The organism is Pseudomonas sp. S35, from assembly GCF_009866765.1.
Taxonomy (GTDB): Bacteria; Pseudomonadota; Gammaproteobacteria; order Pseudomonadales; family Pseudomonadaceae; genus Aquipseudomonas.
On sequence record NZ_CP019431.1, the window covers coordinates 975,818 to 993,882 of the forward strand.

Sequence of the window (18,065 nt, forward strand, 5' to 3'; positions counted from 1 at the left end):
TTCTTGTGATACATCGTTACTGTCCGCTTATGGCTGTAGATTCAACCGGTCGCTAGCTAACGTCAGCTTTTGGCCGATTGCAGCCCTTCGCGACAGGCAGTTATCGATCCCAAAGGGACACCGGAGCAGGTTATCTACCAGCTGTGTGTTTGGAGGTGTGTATTGTTGAATTTGCCGCTACCCTTCTGGGACATCATGCAATAAGGACTATGCACATGAATGTCGGAATGGCTCATGCGATTGAGGCCGCAGAAAGCGAGTATTTGTGTGCCCGCGTCGAGAGTTTGTCTCGGATAAGTGGAAACCCTTTTGGTGCTCGTGTGTTTTTCAACGAAGCTTTTCCATGCTTTCAGGTGAAGGCATCACCTAGCCCGATGCTCAATCGCATCTACGGCGATAGTACTGACAGACCCAAGCCACTACTGAGCTTGCTCAAGGAATCAGCAGAGTATTCGACAGTAATGCCTCTTATCGGAAAGGCCTCGACTTTGAAGCAGTACGCTTTGGTGGGTGAGAGGCGGCTGGAGCGTCTGAGGGGGTGGACGCATCTGCAACTCGCGTGCACCATCGAAAATGTGGTCTTGAATCACCACTCATTCGAAATCGAAGAAGCCACCTCACAAACGCTTCCTGAGTTCGCAACCTTGCATGCGAGTGGATTTCATACCAAGCCAGAGCATCTTCAGTTGAGCCAGGCTTCGTTCGCAGGACTGATGTCAAATGAACGTCTGAAAATCTACGTTCTTAAAGCTGATGGAAAGGTCGTGGCAGGAGCGTTGATGTACCTGGCCTGCAATGGAGTTGCCTACCTTGGGACGGCTGCCACCCGAAAAAATGCACGAGGCCAGGGCTACCATGGAGCCTTGATATCTCATCGGGTAGAGCAAGCAAAAAAACACGGCAGTCTTGTGATCGCCGCAACCGCGCTTCCCAGCTCGCAAAGTCGCCGAAATTTGCAGCGTACAGGGCTAGCGACATCCCACGCTCAAGCGCTATATCGCCTGGTAGATAGCTGAAGTCTGCTCTTGGCCGACTTCTGCCGGTGAAAGACTCCTAGCGTGCTGGTCAAGTCCAACGCATACGCCTGGTCAGGTCGAATGCAATTGACTGGTCAGTGGCATTGCAAACGGGTGGTCAAGTGGAATGCAATTACGCACGCATACACATCAACTCCTAGGTCAGAATCCATCTTTGGGTACGGGCGGCTTGGGTGGACCTGGTGCGACTAATTCCAGCTAGAGGGTTTTAACCTTACTTTGCACACGCCACCGTGTAACTACGATTGGAGTCACGCCCACACCGAGACATTTTTGAAACGCGCTGTCGCTGGCAAGAGATGGGGATCGAGTCGTCCTGCGAGCTCTTCGGACCGAGGAGCCCAGAGATTTGCGTGGAGTCGCATTGGAAGATGTGGAATTGGAGTGGGGTCCCAGCCTACACGCTCATGCACGACATGGCCGTCCACTGACCACATGATACGGTCCGGTCGCCAGTCAACCGTGTAGACATGGAAGTCCGAAGTAGCATCGAAGCCGAGGTCGATACGACAAGGCGAACCCCTATAGCCGAAGTTCATTGCTGCGTCATCGTCACCTGGGTTGAAGTAGACGTTTACCAGCATGCTTCGAGGATCATCTCCTGCCAGTTCTACATCAATCTCTTGCCTCGGTGCATCTCGGTGAAGGAAAAAACCAGTGATGAGGCCAGATCCGCTGGCGGCTTTTATCTCAGCCTCAAAGCGACCGTATCCGAACAGTCGTTTTGACGCGAAGGCTCCCGAACGGTACTGCCTGGTTCCATTGGCAACCTTGCTGACGATGAGATGGGCACCGTCCTTATCATGAACGAGAGCATCCTGCGAAAACGAGACCAAATTCCCCGGAAAAGTCTCGATGAGCGCGGAAAAAGACGAGGTCGCTGTAGTCATTTCGGAGAAAACGAGCAGCTCCCCTACAGGTGTTATGGGGCGATTCGAGGGTACTTTCGGCTGCCACCCATATTTTGCCGAGAGGACCCAAGGTGACTCATCTAGCAAAGAAATCTGCTGGGGATGCGACGGGGCAATCCGGTGCGCGCCGTCCTCTCTACCGACTCGAAACATCCTCAGGCTCCGTGGTGTTCCAACCGGGAAAGACTGCACGGGCTCGGTGAGTCTGAGAAGACTGCAGATCGGTTCCCACAATCCACTCTCTGACTCGTCATACGACAGAATCGCGATGCGCGAAGGCGGTAGAGCCCCCTGCCGTGTCTCGCACCGAAACACTGCCTTCGCTTCCATAAGAAATCTTACGTCAGTCCTTGCGGTCATGGCTTCCATGGCCTCCGGCGTTAGTGGAGCGTCAACGAGAGCGTCGAACATCTCGAAAAGCTCCAACAAGTCTTGCGGTCGAATTGCGTCTTCATCACCATCGAACACCCGCACTCGCAACCCCAACATCGACAAAGCCATTGCGAGCGGTTCATGCTCACCGCGGGTGGTCCAGGCCAACACCGACAACGCCCCCGCCCGTTCGGGTGCCATAGGGCCCGAGCCTGCATCAACAATCCCCGCTCGCGCTAGGTAAGGAAGCACGGAATAGGAATTGTCCGAGCCGCTGTCCTGTCGCTGTAATATCACAGGCGAGGAGAGGGCGAGTGCACCGAGCTCACCAAAGCGATAGTTTAACCACATGTCCACAGGGCCAATAACGGGCATTGCCCGTAGCAGCGCTGCCGCACCCTCACGCGACAAGATGTAGCCGGAGAGAAACCAAAGTCCCCGCACCGGTCGGAAAAGAGCATCGCAGAGGTCAACACGTTCTGCTGTTCCCCCGGCATCTTCATAGGACAGATACAACAAACGCGGACCTCCTTCTGCCCAACAGTGTTGAATGGCGGCACGCCAGCCACAGGAGATTGCTTCCGCTGCACCTGTTGTGAACCAAACGTCGTCCTCGAGCACCAGCACATAATTGTCTGCCCCGCATGCGATGGTCTTCCAAACCTCCACGTGCGACCTCGCTACAGCAATTTCCTGCCGCGTCATTTTTATCGGCTCGTTGATGGGAAAGCACTCCTCAAGCCTTGCATCCGGCTGGACGTATAGTTGGTCACCAATGCGGTATGTCGAGTCGACATCGGCAGTTGCGGCGACGGCGCGGCCGTCGCGAGCATCCACTGCCGCGAATCGTCGAGCTATAGAGGCAAGGGAAACATCGTCGGCCGTGCGGAACCGCCTGAGTTCTCGGACTACACGCCGCCATCTCCGCGGTTGCCGGTCAAGGTTGATGATTAAAATCGAGTTGATCAGTCCTTCGCCCGTACCAAAAGCCGAGATTTTCCCACCCGGAAAAATGCTAGCAATGGCACGTAGCAACCGAAATGCTATCCCACGCAATATGCCCGAGGCGTCCCTAAGATTCATCGAAACTTCCTACTCCAGATAGCCTCAATGGGAGTCCATGTTGCGCCAGTTGCGGGCGTCGTTACGGTAGGAAAGGTCCCAACGTGTTTGCGCAATTGACTCCCAGTCATTTAACAATTCGAAGTCGAGAGGTGCCCCCCTAATCATCAGATCACGTGCGTGCGCGGCTAAAGAAGCGGTGATATTTCCGGGACCAGTCGTCTCTTGGATCTCTGGGAAACGAGCTTTGCCTAAAAGCTTCTCGGTCGAGCGAGACAGCGCTCGCTTCAGTACGGGGTGATGGGCTGGCGCAGCTATTGGATCGTTGTTGACATAAAAGATGCGTTCGTCTGTCGGCAGATCACTTCGCCAGATCTCTGACGCCGGCACCATGCTGCTAGATGGGATGTCGTAGCAAAGCGGCTGGACCTTAAGCGCGCTGTCATGGAAAAGGTCTCTCCAGTTGTCTCCAAGCAGTACGTCATCTGCATCGACATAAAGTCCACCTTCTGCAACCAAGACGCACATCCGCAAATAGTCGCAGCGCATTGCCGGATGGCGACATCGGGCGAATGCCTCTTGCTCCGACTTTCCATACCACTCAGTAATGTACTCGGCAGCGGATACGTCGTTAAACATCCGGAATGCAAAGCCCTCCGCGCTTAGCCTCTTCCAACTGTTAATACAGGCTTGAACGTCTTCCGGCACATCATGCGGATCGTGCCAGTACTGTACGAGTGTCTTCGGAATACTCGAAGCCAGGTTCGATCCGGTAACATTCGAAGTTGCCGAGCGGTTCAGCTGATGCAGCGTGAGGTTTCGGATAAAGGCGGATCGCAGACGATCGTCCTCCTCGAATCCCAGTGGGTATGAATCCATAATGTTCGCTTACTCAGTAAGGGGCATACATCGGATTGGGGCGTCCGACTGATGCCCCTTCCGGCGTGACACGTGGCGCAACTACCGCTAGTCTTCGCCCAGTTAGCGGGTCGTCAAAACTGAAGAGTCCGCGACCGCCTTGTATGCTTGATATCGCTGGGAAACCTTTAGCAGATATGCCCGCCCTTCAACCACGAACCCGTCCAATCCGTGCTCAACGCTGTAGGCATCGAGATCAGCAATGTTGTTGATGAAGCCTTTCCCGTTGAAATTTAGGGACGTGTTACACAACACTCCGTACCCAGTGCGATTTTTAAACGCAACAAGCAAGTCATGAAGTCTTTTGTTGGTTTTAGAGGTGACGGTCTGGATACGGGCCGTCCCGTTCACATGCGTGACGGCTGCTAGAGCTTTCGTCGTTGCACGATGAGTGAAAAGCATGTGCGGACTTTCGTGTGTGCATCCGAACCATCTCTCAGCATCATCCTGGAGGCATACAGGTGCAATCGGACGGAACTGTTCGCGCTGCTTGATCTCGTTCAGTCGGATTCGAGTGCTATCTCGGAACGGGGCAGCCAAGATGGACCTGTTGCCAAGTGCGCGTGGGCCGATCTCGTATCGGCCGCTTACCCATCCGAGGATGAGGTCGCTCGCCAGCATATCGGCGATTGCAGCGGAATCGACATTTCGGATGTCATATCTATCAGCATTGAATGCGCCGAGCGTACCAAACGCCAACCCAGCATAGACATCCCATTCGATCTTAGGATTACCAGTAAAGCGGAACTGCGCATCGACGGCCGTGCCTATGGCGGAGCCAGAATCGTTGGCGACCGGAGGCACGAATATCTCCGAAAAAAGACCAGCCTCCTTCCATTTCGTGTTCCAGTCGCAATTCAACCCGCATCCACCGGAAATAACTAGTGGAAGCTTCTTTTTCAAATGTTTTTTCGCGAACCGATAGAAGATATCGAATATCGCATCGCTGTAAATTCCTGCAAAGTTTCTAAACTCATGGTCTTCCAGGCCGACATTGAAGTGAGGCGCGCTTTCAATGTCCTCGTAAGAGTCGAGTGCTTGGTACGGGCCACTTAATAGAAAATTAAGCAACTTCTTCTCTTCAACGGAAGGCGTGCTCCGATTCGAACATGATGCCAGCGCCATGAGTTTCCCCGCATCTGAGTTCCGGGGATACGCTCCATTTTTTGGAAAGGTCGGATCGGCTAGGCCATAGAGCAGACCGTATCGATTACCCGGCTGACCTAGAACGTCGGCAACCAGTATGATGTTCAGTTCTGAATCAATCTCGTAAAAAGCACCGATGCCGCCCTCCCACACTAAGGCATAGCAAGGAGTTCCTTTTGGGAAAGCAGACATGCCAAAGGCGCAAAGTAAGTGTGCGCGTTCGTGTGAGGATGAAAAGTACTTCACATCTCGTTTTAGGAAACGTCTTTGGCTTACGATGACATCGTTATCGGATACACCACGATATCCGACATTCGTTTTGGAGCCATATAGATACTCATTATGATCACGAGGCCACCACCCCCCAGCACAAATGACATCAGGGATGTCTTCTAGCTCACCGATTGCATCCAAAACATCCGGAATAGCAAGTGATGAATACCGATAGTTCGAATTTTTTTCCGCTTCGATAGACATTATCAAATGTCCATCTTGAAGCAGTACAATGGCGCCATCATGGCCCGGGTTATACGAGAGAATTTTCACGCGGTGGCAATCCCGTCATCCATAAACACCTACTTGCATGATGGCGCTCCCTCTCTGTTGAGGTGAGCGCTCCATGCACCCTTTATGCAGCAGCGTAGGACCGTACCACAATTTTAGTTATGCCAACTCTCCTAACATCGCGATGTGGTCACTAGTCAAGCTTGAGGTACACACCCCTACGCGCTGTTATCTCAAAGCTTTCTCGACCCGCGCGGATCCAACGAAATTATATTTGACGCAGGCAACTGCCGCTCAAGCTCAGCGATACGGTCATACAGCTCAACGATTTTTGCATCTGCTTCGCTCAATAAGCTTGCGAGTTGATCGCGCTGCCGGACAACTTGCTCAATCCGATCACGCAGGGCGCGGCTTTTCTGCCGGGCGAGAAGATTTACCTTGTTCAACGAAGGAGGTCGCTCCTCCGCATGTTGTTCCACGTAGGTCTTTATCTCTGCGATGAGACTCGGGAAACGTGATTTCTTAAGCGCCGACGGGTCGCTCCCGGCCTCTTTGGCCACGTTGTTCTGAGTGACCGGTGTCCCCTTAGGTAGAAGCTGTGGCCTATTGAGTTTCAGGCGCTCAAAAGCATCACGATATTGATCCGCCGCGCTGCGGCGAGCAGGGAGTTTAACGTCCATCTGCGCTCCTTACGACACGACGGAAGCTTTCTACGCTTCGCAGTTGAGCCATTAACGATTCCATTAGCGGACTCCCATCCTGAGCAGTAGCAAGCCGTTCTTTGAGTACATGTTCAAGATCATCCAACGTACCCAATCTTTCTGAGTCATACAGCACATCAGGGCAAGGTTTTGCATCCACTGAATCACCGCCGCCGCAATGGGCAATGTTGTCAATTCCGCCGTACGGACAAGGCTCTCGACTCGCACAAACGCCAAGAATGATCGGGCGACAGGCGACTGCGCCTTTCTTTGCCAAACCAATCATCTTCTTCGCATCCTCTGGCGAAATCAGCCGAACAATCTCAGCCTTTCGTTTGTCTCCATGGGGACTGATAAAACGCTCACTCGTAAGCTGCTGTAACTCTCTCCCAAGCGTCTCGTACATTGTGCGAACGTACAGAGTGTGAGCCTTTTCCTCTAGACGCATCCGCGAGTGATTTTGTCCGTAGTAAAGGCTCATCGCTCGTGTGACGTGCTTGAGCTGGTACTGAAGCGAAGCATCACTTACGAGCCCGGAAGCTTGCATGTTCACTGCCCCAGTTCTACGCAGCTGATGCCAAGCCAACGGCCATACAGCGCCCGCTTGATACTCCTCCGGTAATGAAGGGGTAGCTAGCCGGGCTAATTCCAAATCCTCAGTCGTGATACGCAAACGTTCTAAGTCGAAGAGCTTCCCGTACCGCCCCAAAAAGTCGGAATATGAGTGGATGCTCGGCCTCAGTGAGTGATTACCTTTATTGCGCAACGAACTCCAGGGCTCGTAAGAAAAATCGGTCAAGTAACGCCCGGCGAGAACTCTCTCGGCTTCGTGAGGTGCGTGTAGTGAGCGAAACAGAGAAATAACCTCCATCGCCTTCACGGCGACCGCCACAGATGGGGATGTGACCCAAATGGCGTCCCTATCAGAGAGCGTTTTTGTCGTCTGCCCACGTAACAAAAAAATGTCACCGAAGCTCTTGTCGTGCTCGATGTCAAGGCACCCGGCTCGAAGATTCCATGCTTCCTCGACCCGCATGAGACTGAAGTTAAGGATGTAAGCCAATCCCACGCCGTTGACCAGTTTCAGATAGCTAGTCAGCGCTCTTACTTGCAAGTCACCACTGTGCCCTACCCAACGTTCAAGTAGCTCAAAGATGCCGAAGCGTTTCGCGGTATCCGCAAACGCGCCGAGAAAACGAAGCCCCGTTTTAGTGCCTGACAACTGCATGTTATAGCCGCAAAAAGGCGGGGCATTTACGCACGCCGTTCTCTCCGAAACCCTCTGGTTATGTTCGTAAGCCGCGAAGCAGAACCGGTAACAAGCTTCAACCTGTTCTCGATGGGATAGGAAGTCATCAAGGCACTCTCGCAGCCTAGTCACTTGATAGCGCCAAATGCGTGGAGGAATGTAAGGTGTTTGAGCTGTATGGTGAGTTGGAAAAAGCGCAGCCAGGCGGGTTAGAGAGCCTTGATCCATCAGCGTAAACCCTACGGAATCTCTGGACGCGTAAAGCTCATGCATTAACGAAAGAAACTCGGTTTTTCTTGAGCTAGAAAGAAAGGCAGGTATCCGTTGGCATACGCTTGGAAAATGGCTTAGTTCGCTGGCAAGGATTCCTGCCTCTTCGCAAAGAACAAACAGCCGTCGCATCTGATCGAAACGCGTTTTAAGAGATCTGTAGCCACGAGCGCCGTACGGCCCGTATAGCCACCAGCCTGTGATGACTCGAAGCAAATTTGCGTTCGTTGAGCTGATTGGCGCCGCTGATTTTTTAGCTGGTCCATCACCAAAATTCAGGGTCACTGCCTTCTTGGCCCATGGATCAAGCCTCCAAATTGGATCGCCCCAGCGGCTTACGACGTTACCCAGCGCATCAATTACGACTGGCCAATCAGGCTGCGGAGGCCAGCTCTCTGGACGGTAATTCGATGCCCCAGGAACGGCGAGAGGCGACTCGATAGAAAGCCCTAATGTCGAGAGCATATTCATAGGGAAAGCCCCGCTGTAACTTCCGCAAGTCGAATAAATCCGTCCCAAGCTGGGTGATAGTCCTCCTCAGCTATGCGAGCCAGTGCCTCTTCAACCCATAGCCGACGCACCTCGCTACTTTCATGAAAGAACCGTAGCTTCGCACTCAGACGCTCGACCGCAAGCATCGCTGGATGATCAGCCTCTTCAGACCTGTCCGTGCACGCCGGACGATACCTAACTAGCTCCAAGCTCTTGAGCATTCGCAAACTACTCAGAGACCAGACGTGATCCTCGCTTTCAATATCCCGATGATTGACGCAGAAAAGGCAACCCGCTGCATTAATACAATCGGGATCAGGAGCATTAGTTGGAGCATCCACGACCGATTCTGGAACCGGCGCCACACAAGTACCTGGAGCAGGCGAGCAAACGACGGGATCTGTTTGCCGGTGAAATCGACTGATTTCAATCATAGCAATTTGCGGATTGGGCTCGGCGTAAACACGAATCAAAGTTTCAGCGGTGTGCTGTGCGATTTCTGCCACAAGTTCGGGGCGTTGCGACTCACGTAACAGCCAGTTGATACGCGCACCCGGGAGCTTACGAGGCCGAACGAATTGAATACCGGAATATGTGCAGAGGCGCGTGATAGCTGTGAACTGGGGAGCTTCTAGAACGAGACGTCCCCCAAGACGCACGAGAGGGAAAAGAAGTCCCTCTAGATCGTCTGGAAACCACGTGTTTCGCCACTCGATGTAGCGTTCGAACCACTGCTTGTAGCTTGAGAACACTTCAAACAGCACTTCACCCTGGCGGCGCTTTTTGTAAGACCTGACTTGGTAACCGTCAAGATGACTCGTGTAATGGTATTGGTCGATTCGAAGCTGATGCGCCTGTGACAAATTCATGCCAGTTTGTGCTATGAACATAAGCAGTTCGGCTTCAATTCGTAGGTTCACTGCCGGGTATCGAGTCTCGATTGAAACGTCAGAGTTCCGAAGTTCGCGGTTTCGTAGGATGTCCGCAATCTGGAATTTGGTTCGAGGTCGAATCCCTCGTGACGCATCCTTCTCTGTATCGCGCAGGCGGCACCAGATAGGTAGCGTGGAACCCGACCGCAATTCCACTTGGATGGGAAGTGGCCCCGTCACGACTTCATAGGTAAGGGCCATACAGAGGTCGGCAATGAATTGACCGAATAAAAAGCTATCTTCTAAGCTTTGCTTACCAGTACTCCCATTACCTGCCCTTTGAACTGGCCTAATGATTTTGGACACTTCAATCGGGCGCTATGATAGCGCCCAAATTTGAGGTGTTTGGATATGCGTAAATCTTATTCGAGTGAGTTCAAGCTCAAGGCCGCCAGCATGGTGTTGGATGAAGGTCAGCCAGTTACCGAAGTCTGTGCCAGCCTGGATATCGGCCCCACAGCGCTGCGTCGCTGGGTCGATCAAGTGCAAAAAGAACGCTTGGGCTCGACTCCCGTAGGGGCCAAGGCGATTACCGCTGATCAACGAGAAATCCAGAGGCTCAAAGCTCTGCTCAGAGAGAAAGACCTGGATATCGAAATCCTAAAAAAGGCCAGTGCTCTCCTGCTTTTGGACGCCAAAGATCATTCACGTTGATCGATGAGCTGGACGAGCAGTACGGCGTTAAAAGGTGTTGCCGGGCGTTCGGGGTCAACCGCAGTAGTTTCTACGCTTGGCGCCAGCGCCAAGGCAGAGCAAATCCTGAACGGGACAAGCTCAAGGCCGCGCTGGTCAGGCACCACAAGGCGTCCAGAGAGTCGGCCGGCGCACGTACATTGTCCAAGGAGCTACAAGCCAAAGGGCATCGTATCGGACGTTATATGGCTCGCAGTTTGATGCGCGAAGCTGGCATCGCTAGTCGTCAGCGCAGGCGCCATAAGTACAAATCGCCGGGCGTGGAGGCCTTAGTGGCGCCACACGTGCTCAAGCGGAAATTTGATGTGACGGCGGTTAATCAGGTGTGGTGTGGCGACGTGACTTACATCAAGGTCGGCAAGCGGTGGATGTACTTCGCCGCCGTTCTGGATTTGTACGCTCGCAGGATCGTGGGCTGGTCGTTCTCGATGATTTCTGATGCCAACCTGACCTGCGAAGCGCTACGCATGGCGGTTGAGCTACGCAGCCATCCCCAGAATGTGTTGTTTCATTCTGACCAAGGTTGTCAGTACACCAGTCATAAGTTTCGAAACGAGCTGCTCAAACAGGGTTTTAGGCAAAGCATGAGCCGTAAAGGCGAGTGCTGGGATAACGCCCCGATGGAGCGTTTCTTTGGCAGTTTGAAATCAGAGTGGGTGCCTGAAACGGGCTACAAACTGGAACATGAGGCCCGAGCAGACGTGCAGCGCTATGTCTCTCGCTACAACATCAGCAGGCCTCACAGCTATAACGACTACCGGTCGCCGGTCATGAAGGAAAGGTTGGCGGCGTGAACCGTAATCGGTGTCCAAGATTACTTGACCAGTTCACTTCCGTTGCCTCTTGGTTTGCGAATTCGGGTGCTGTAGAGAAGCGTCGAGCTTCGACCCAGAACTCGGTCGAGCATTGTCGCGGTTAAACTTGCCGTGTCGTATAACGATCCGGCGGTTAGATATTCTTCCACGCGGTGACGCTGTAGAAGATGCTCAGCCCACCCCAGGTATGCTTCCGCGACCGAATCAACACTCAACGGACGCCCGCATTGATCCACCCACTGAAAAAACTTCCTCAACGCGCCGATCTTGTTATTCGCCGAAAAGCGGCTTCCTCCGCCGGCAAGATCATCGGTCAAACAATCATGGAGCCCTTTCACAAGCTCTACCCGCTCCAGCAAGAGATCACCCAAAGCACCTGATGTGATTTCACTGCGTACAGTCTTCACTTTTGCCTTAGCACCACCGTTGTATAAAAGTGGTGCCATATCCCAGGGCGTCTCATTTTTCGCGTACTCAAGCGTTGGAAACGTCAGGTCTGAAAACGTCAGATTATTCATCGCTTGCTCCCTGCATTGAAGAAATCCCTGTAAACGCAGTCATGAAGCTGTTCGCAATGGCCTGCTTAGCAGGTGCGGCTTGCACAAATTTGATGTATTTGAAGGTGGTAGCCTCCGAATTTCGACCGTGAAGCAATGCATTGCTGACAGTCGCAATCACTATCGCCACATCAGTGCAATTTGCTAAAGCGAGCCTAGCTAACTCAGTTCCAAAGGTGCATCGGGATTGGTGGAAGCGAAACTTCCTGAGCGTTTTGATGCCCGACGCGATGCCTAATTTTCTAAGCGATGACATCTCAACGTTTATGGCCGAAGATTGATCACTGTTGCGACGTCCAAAAGGGTTTCCGAAACGTGTCAAGAAAACTAAGTCTTGATGCTCGCCAGCAGCAGATGCCTCGCGAGTCAACCTGCGAAGACTCTTGGCGTACTCCAAGAGTTCTGAACACAAAGCTTCGGGAATCCATACCTGGCCAGTTACTCCGAATTTGGTATGCACGGGCGGGGACGCACCTGGCCCTACGGATATCAGAAGCAGACCTTTAGCAGACGGATCAGGTAAGGCACGCTCCAACGTATCGATACGAAGGTCACAGATCGTTCCCAGTCTCATACCCGTAAAGAAACCTAGAGCCAACATCAGATAAAGCTCGAGTGAGGCGTTCTGTTTTGTGAAATCAAGAATGGCGTCTCGATCAACCGCTGACACAGGAAGCAGCCCACCTTCCAAAGTGACCCCAATGCGTTTTCGGTTTGGAATACCCAGATCGGTGGTGGTGCCAGCTAGCGTTCGCTCGAAGCCGACCTGGTCAAAGTATTTGATGAAATAGCGCTTGTCTTTCCACAGCGGCAATAGCGGGTTTAGAAGGCCACGCCTCCTGACCCACCTGTAGAAACTGATGCAGTTACGCATGTACTCGGAAGCCGTGGCAGGACCCGGTACTGAACAAGACATCGATCAGCCTTTCGAGTCGGAAACGCAAACCATTGAAGCCCGCGACTCTCCAAAAACTTCGCGTAGTTCAACAGCCCGTTCAGGTTGCTAGAAACGGTCTTAAGGAGTGCCTCACCATTGGTGACTCTCTCCATAGCCCAGAGATTGGCTTCTCTCCAGGGCAAGCCGTCTTCCCAAAATATTTGTGGTAGTCCTTCGATCACTACACGGGAGCTATTCAGCGAGTAGGTAATCACGCGATCTTTGACAGAAAGGTCATGCGGACTGAAGTGAATGTGTTCGACGGTAGCCAAGAGATCTCTCTGTAAGAACAAGCGTCAATGTCCATAGGTGCCCCCTTTACTTTGGGCGTCCGCAGTATGCAACTTATTCTTATCAATTGAATAGACCTCACTGTCACACACCATGGCTTCGATCAGCGTCATCACGCGTTCTGAAAGCTGACCATTTATGTGGAATAGAAAATCAATCGGGAACCGACAATTTAATTCATGCCACTGTTGACCCTCCACAGCGACTCTAACAAGCAGCGCATCACAAATATCCGCCGCACCGGTGTTTCAGCCTCGAATTAACGAATCCAGCGTACCTTATAAAGATGCAAATCGTTCACCGGAAAACGCACGGCCGCGCTCCCGTCATGATTGGCCAGATGAAACCCATAGGCCCACCAGTTTTCCTCTACTTCGACCCAGGCCAGGCGCTCGCCGAGCACGCTCACGGCCTTGATTCTGGAGAATGAACCCAACGGCTCGAAAGGTGAAAACGCGCCGTTCTGTGGATTGAACAGCCACACACCATCGTCGGTGGTCACCCAATAGCGACCATCGCCAAGGGAGGATAAGTCGTGGCCGTCACGTCGCCCCGGCAATGTCCAGCGCTCCAACTCCTTGAGGGAGGGAGCCGTGCGATCGCCGGTCACCGCGAACGATTGCAGCAGATCGTGGGACAACGCCAGCAGCCGACTCTGCGCATTATCCCAGACGACTCCATGGCCGGAAGGCAGCGGGACCTCGAACAGCGGCGTTTCGTTGCGGTTGCGGTCGTACAGTTGAAGACGATCGCCCTTGGGATCAATCGACAAAGCCACTGCAATCAAGCCGTTGGGCAGCAACTCCGCAGAATGCGCCATCGGCGCCTGCGCCCGAAACAGTACCTTCCCTGACGCCCGGTCGAGCAACACAACGCCACCAGTAGAGGAAGTCACCAGGATTTCGCGGCCGCCGCTCACAGGTTTACATTCATCAATATGCGCCAGTAGTTTGTCACGGTAAGACGCAGGCAGGTCCTTGGTATCGGCCGCACTCCAGCGCCATATCTCGGTGGCCGCGGTGGCCTGCACCTGGTACTCGCGAACCTGATCATCGCCACAGGCGTAGAGCCGTTCTGCTGCCTGAGTGGCGAAAGCCGTTGAGGTGATTGCGAGCGCAAGCAGGCAATGCAAGGGATGCATGACGACATCTCCAGATAAAGGATCGGTTAACAGATAAAGGCTTAGTTCAAACGAAAAAGCAGGCGCGCAAGGGAATCAATGCAGCGCCACGGGCCGCTGCGTCACAACTCTGCTGCCCCATGACCAGGCGCGGGCGAGTGGCGTTGACGCCGTAGCGGTCGCCGCCCCAATACTCGACCCGAGCCATCAAGGCTTCGCCGAGCGCCACGGGCAACTGGCCGCCGAACACAATCGCCTGGGGATCAAGGATGCCGCTGAGGGCGTTGATGATGCGATTCAGGCACGGCATCACCCGTTCGATCCAGGTCTCCACGCCGGGCCAGCGCGAGTCGAAGCGCAGCCAGATATCTTCGATGGAGTCGACATCGACCCCCTGCTCCTGCAGGACTTCCAGCAGATAGCGCAATGCCGGACGAACCTCCTGCTCGTCCCGAGTCAATATCGAACTGAGTTCGCCGGCATTGCCGTTGGCGCCAAAAAATGGTTTGCCCTCGATCACCAACCCACCGCCAAAACCGTAGTTGAACCCCAGGTAGGCGAAGGAGCGCGCCCAGCGCCCCGCGCCGCATAGGCTTTCACCCACGGCGGCGGCACTGACGCTGTTCTCCAGCCAAACCGGCAGGCCAAAGGTCTCTTCCAGCAGCGGCTGCAAGTCGATCAGCGACCAATCGCGCAGCGGCTCGGGTGCGTTGATCTGGCGACGGTCAGCGACAAAGTAGCCGTTCATTGAAAAGCCGATGCCCACCAGGCTGGCGCGGTCCACGCTATTGCGCGAACAGATCCGCTCCAGGGCAGCTTGCAGTCGTTCCAGGGTGCTTTGGCGACTCAGGGGCGGAAAGCGGAAACGCACCTCCTCCACCAGTTCGCAGTTGAGGGCCGTCAGGGACATGATCGCGCAATCGGTGTTGATCGCAATCCCGACACTGAACACGGTTTTGGTCGCCAGTTGCAGGCTCGGCGACGGCTTGCCGCGCCCGCCACCGGGCAACGGAGGTCCCGCTTGCAGTAAGTCTCGCCCCAGCAGCCCACCGATGATCCGGTGAGTAGATTGCTGAGTCAGTGGGCTCGACTGACTGACGCGGGACTGACTGATACTGCCTTCACGGCGAATCACATCCAGGATGAACCGCTCGTTGTCAGTAACCTGCATCCCTTCGTTGAGCTTGTAGTTGAACAAGAAACGCCTCCTTCAATCTTTTTGCAGCAGTGCTCAAACCCTTCGCGGACTGAGCATCACCTGAGTGCAATCATATTTTCACACTTCAGGTTTTAAAATTATGACAGTTTCATATTTTTACGCGCTTTCGCTTTACCCGCGATTCACGAGGACGCTCTTTTAAGCGCAAAAGCGCTTATATACAGCCACTCCCACTGAAAATTCGGGGGTTGATAGGAAAATTCCACCGTCATTTTTATTTCACACTTAAAGCGTAAAAAAGGCACACCGTCTTGGTCTCCACGAGAAACCCATCATGTTTGCCAAAAACAATACCCCGCACCCGCTAGTGACCAGTGCGATGCTGCTGTCACTGATCGCCCCGGCGGTGGCCCAAGAAAGCACCGAGAAAAGCGATGCCGCACCTGCCGAAAGCGTCACGGTGACGGGATACGTCAAACAGAACCGCGAAGAAATCCGCGCCAAACGCAATACCTCGCAAGTCGCCGATTTCATTTCCTCGGATGAAATGGGTCAACAACCCGACCTCAACGTGGCGGACTCGCTACGACGCCTGCCAGACGTGACCACTGAGTTCGACGAGGACGAAGGTCGGTTTGTGTCCATCCGCGGCCTGCCGTCGCGATTCACCACGACCACATTTAATGGCGCGATGATTCCCGATGGCTGGTTCGCCCTGGGTCGCCAGACCGACCTCGAAGCCATCCCCGGTATCGCCCTGAAACGTGTGGCGGTTTACAAAAGCCTGACCCCCAATCTGCAACCGGCGATTGGCGGTGTCGTTGATCTGCAACCGATCAGTGCTTTCGATTACAGCGGCTTTCAGGCGGTCGCCGATGCCAAGGCCGGGCATTACAGCAACATGAGCGTCACAGGTGGCCCAAGCAGTCCGTCTGCGATCATCAACGGCAGGATCAATGACCGTTTCGGTGAAGACAAACAGTTCGGCTACATGCTGGCTGGCAGCTTTTCCGACCGCAGCCGCGATCAGGAAAAGGACATGCGTACCTTTAGCTACAACGCGGGCGGTACCCCACTGCTCAACCGTCGTGACCAGGCGCAATACACCAGCCGTCTGGATCGTTGGAGCTTGCTGGGGCGCCTGGAGTACAAACCGAATGAAAACCTCTATTCGTCACTGCTCGGGGCGCACTACAGCTACGACTCCGACGAGTACCGCTACCTGAACATCCTTGAAGGCCGTTCTCCCAGCAACATCACGGCCAGCGGCGGCAGCTATAGCCAGGGTCGCAACCGTTACCGTGTGGACTACTTCCCGGAAACCACGGCTACTGACCTGGCCATCTGGGACATCGACTTCAAACCCACCGAACAGCAGCGCCTGACCAGCAAACTCTACGCGGCACGCAGCACCTATCGACGCACCGATGACGGTCAATTCGAGTTCCGCTCCGGCTACAGCTCCAACTTCGGCTACCAGTACGACCTGACCCAACAAGATGCCGAAAACCGTGATATGTCGACCATCACGCCCGCCAACCCATCGGCAATGAACAATCCAGCGAACTACCAGTTGTTCAACATTCAGCCAGAAAAGCTCGAACGCCAGCAAACCATCAAAGAATGGCAAGGTACTTACGGTTTTAACACCGACCCTCAAGACCGTGGCCTGGGTGCCAAGGTCGGCACGAGCTGGCGGCGGATGGATGTGAGCCAGGACATCGACCAGCAAACCTACCTGCCCAACAGCGCGAGCAGCCTGCCAGCCACCACGTTTGATAATGCGGCTGATTACTACAAGGCCACCAACCGCTACTTCGCCGACAACCAAGGGCTGTTTCATCTCGACCAGGCCAACAGCGCGCTGCTCAGCACCCAGAACGACCTGAGTTACCAGGAAAATATCGCCGCCGGCTTCGGCTTGCTCCGGTATCGCGGCGAGCGCTTCGAAATCCTCGGCGGCGCTCGCTATGAACACACTCAGTTCGACTCCTCGGCTTATCAGAACAACAACGGTGTGCTCAACCCGAGCAGCAACTCCGGGCGTTATGACAATCTGCTGCCCTCGTTCAGCGCCTATTACGACCTTACGAAATCGGTACGCTTGCGTGCAGGGTTCAGCCAGTCCCTGGGGCGTCCGAACCCTGAGTATGTGGTGCCGCTGAACAGCGTCACCCAAGTCGATGGGCAGATCAATATCAACCGCGGTAACCCGGGCCTAAAACCCATCACCTCCAACAACTACGACCTGGCTGTGGATTACTACTTCGGCCAGGGCGCCCTGTTGTCCATGGCGCTGTTTCAAAAAGACCTGAAAAACGAAATCTTCGTCGGCAGCTCCAGCAGCACCGACAGCAACGGTATCCAGACCGTCATCTCGCAACCGCTCAATACCTCGGCCGCGCAGGTTCGTGGCCTGTCGCTGAACCTGATCAAGGACCGCCTGGACTTCCTGCCGTTCCCGTTCGACGGGTTGGGGATCAAGCTCAACAGCACCTGGCTCGACGGCTCGATGGACGTGCCGATGGCCGACGGCTCGTCGCGTCGCGCCAGCCAGTTGATTGGCGCGCCCAAGCAGCAATACAACGCCACGCTGATGTACGGCCTCGGCGATTTCAAATCACAGATCAGTTACGCCGTGGTTGGTGATCGCCGTACCAGCCTCAGTGTCCAGAACCCACTCCAGGACAAGTTCGAAGAGCGCTACGGCCAGCTCGACGCGCAAATGAGCTACCAACTCACCTCGAACGTGACCGTCTACACCGAGGGCCGCAACCTCACCGACCAGAAACGTTTGATTCGCGATGCGGACAACAACCTGCTTGAACGCAACAGCTTCGGGCAATCCTTCTGGCTCGGGATGAAAGTCAAACTCTGATGCGCCAGGCCGCGCATCGCA

At 54.3% G+C, this 18,065-nt stretch carries 10 protein-coding genes and 3 pseudogenes; 3 read left to right on the top strand and 10 right to left on the bottom strand.

Features of this window, described 5'->3' with window-relative positions; genetic code table 11:
• The first annotated feature begins 215 nt into the window (after positions 1-215).
• On the top strand, positions 216-1,016 hold the full coding sequence (locus PspS35_RS04305) for a GNAT family N-acetyltransferase (protein ID WP_159932916.1): 801 nt from the start codon (positions 216-218) through the stop codon (positions 1,014-1,016).
• A 272-nt stretch (positions 1,017-1,288) separates the two neighbouring features.
• Here PspS35_RS04305 and PspS35_RS04310 read toward each other — a convergent pair whose 3' ends face one another.
• The 6 genes and pseudogenes from PspS35_RS04310 to PspS35_RS04335 form a co-directional block, all read right to left on the bottom strand.
• Complete coding sequence (locus tag PspS35_RS04310) at positions 1,289-3,403, bottom strand: family 16 glycosylhydrolase (protein ID WP_159932917.1); 2,115 nt, start codon at positions 3,401-3,403, stop codon at positions 1,289-1,291.
• 24 nt (positions 3,404-3,427) lie between these two features.
• A complete protein-coding gene (locus tag PspS35_RS04315; RefSeq protein WP_159932918.1) occupies positions 3,428-4,261 on the bottom strand; it encodes a glycosyltransferase in 834 nt (277 codons plus the stop codon).
• A 102-nt stretch (positions 4,262-4,363) separates the two neighbouring features.
• Positions 4,364-5,923 (bottom strand): carbamoyltransferase C-terminal domain-containing protein, encoded by a 1,560-nt coding sequence (locus PspS35_RS04320; protein ID WP_202982118.1) that lies wholly within the window; start codon positions 5,921-5,923, stop codon positions 4,364-4,366.
• 260 nt (positions 5,924-6,183) lie between these two features.
• Complete coding sequence (locus PspS35_RS04325; RefSeq protein WP_060765380.1) at positions 6,184-6,630, bottom strand: hypothetical protein; 447 nt, start codon at positions 6,628-6,630, stop codon at positions 6,184-6,186.
• Entirely contained in the window at positions 6,620-8,641 is a 2,022-nt protein-coding gene (locus PspS35_RS30195; protein WP_238785981.1) for a hypothetical protein, read from the bottom strand. The genes PspS35_RS04325 and PspS35_RS30195 overlap by 11 nt, the downstream gene beginning before the upstream one ends.
• A pseudogene (locus PspS35_RS04335) lies at positions 8,638-9,873 on the bottom strand (site-specific integrase); the annotation flags it as partial. The gene PspS35_RS30195 and the pseudogene PspS35_RS04335, both read right to left, overlap by 4 nt.
• 72 nt (positions 9,874-9,945) lie before the next feature.
• On the opposite strand from PspS35_RS04335, the pseudogene PspS35_RS04340 reads away from it, so the two are divergent.
• Positions 9,946-11,081, top strand: a pseudogene (locus PspS35_RS04340) (IS3 family transposase).
• 20 nt (positions 11,082-11,101) lie between these two features.
• Here PspS35_RS04340 and PspS35_RS04345 read toward each other — a convergent pair.
• The 4 genes and pseudogenes from PspS35_RS04345 to PspS35_RS04360 all read right to left on the bottom strand — a co-directional run bounded on the left by PspS35_RS04345 (position 11,102) and on the right by PspS35_RS04360 (position 15,178).
• A complete protein-coding gene (locus tag PspS35_RS04345; protein ID WP_238785984.1) occupies positions 11,102-11,620 on the bottom strand; it encodes a hypothetical protein in 519 nt (172 codons plus the stop codon).
• A pseudogene (locus tag PspS35_RS04350) lies at positions 11,613-12,889 on the bottom strand (site-specific integrase). The gene PspS35_RS04345 and the pseudogene PspS35_RS04350 overlap by 8 nt, the downstream one beginning before the upstream one ends.
• Positions 12,890-13,146: 257 nt before the next feature.
• Positions 13,147-14,028, bottom strand: a complete 882-nt coding sequence (locus tag PspS35_RS04355) for a DUF6528 family protein (RefSeq protein WP_159932920.1) — start codon at positions 14,026-14,028, stop codon at positions 13,147-13,149.
• A gap of 46 nt (positions 14,029-14,074) precedes the next feature.
• A complete protein-coding gene (locus PspS35_RS04360) occupies positions 14,075-15,178 on the bottom strand; it encodes an ROK family protein (RefSeq protein WP_164420284.1) in 1,104 nt (367 codons plus the stop codon).
• 322 nt (positions 15,179-15,500) lie between these two features.
• Between PspS35_RS04360 and PspS35_RS04365 the strand changes: the two genes are divergently transcribed.
• Positions 15,501-18,044, top strand: coding sequence for a TonB-dependent receptor (locus PspS35_RS04365; protein WP_159932921.1), 2,544 nt, complete (start codon positions 15,501-15,503; stop codon positions 18,042-18,044).
• The last annotated feature ends 21 nt before the right edge of the window (positions 18,045-18,065 follow it).

Excerpts from the sequence above, each read along its gene's own strand:
- PspS35_RS30195 (WP_238785981.1), bottom strand. The coding sequence starts at position 8,641 with ATGAATATGCTCTCGACATTAGGGCTTTCTATCGAGTCGCCTCTCGCC.
- PspS35_RS04310 (WP_159932917.1), bottom strand. The coding sequence starts at position 3,403 with ATGAATCTTAGGGACGCCTCGGGCATATTGCGTGGGATAGCATTTCGG.
- PspS35_RS04355 (WP_159932920.1), bottom strand. The coding sequence starts at position 14,028 with ATGCATCCCTTGCATTGCCTGCTTGCGCTCGCAATCACCTCAACGGCT.
- PspS35_RS04365 (WP_159932921.1), top strand. The coding sequence starts at position 15,501 with ATGTTTGCCAAAAACAATACCCCGCACCCGCTAGTGACCAGTGCGATG.
- PspS35_RS04315 (WP_159932918.1), bottom strand. The coding sequence starts at position 4,261 with ATGGATTCATACCCACTGGGATTCGAGGAGGACGATCGTCTGCGATCC.
- PspS35_RS04305 (WP_159932916.1), top strand. The coding sequence starts at position 216 with ATGAATGTCGGAATGGCTCATGCGATTGAGGCCGCAGAAAGCGAGTAT.
- PspS35_RS04320 (WP_202982118.1), bottom strand. The coding sequence starts at position 5,923 with ATGTCTATCGAAGCGGAAAAAAATTCGAACTATCGGTATTCATCACTT.
- PspS35_RS04345 (WP_238785984.1), bottom strand. The coding sequence starts at position 11,620 with ATGAATAATCTGACGTTTTCAGACCTGACGTTTCCAACGCTTGAGTAC.
- PspS35_RS04325 (WP_060765380.1), bottom strand. The coding sequence starts at position 6,630 with ATGGACGTTAAACTCCCTGCTCGCCGCAGCGCGGCGGATCAATATCGT.
- PspS35_RS04360 (WP_164420284.1), bottom strand. The coding sequence starts at position 15,178 with ATGCAGGTTACTGACAACGAGCGGTTCATCCTGGATGTGATTCGCCGT.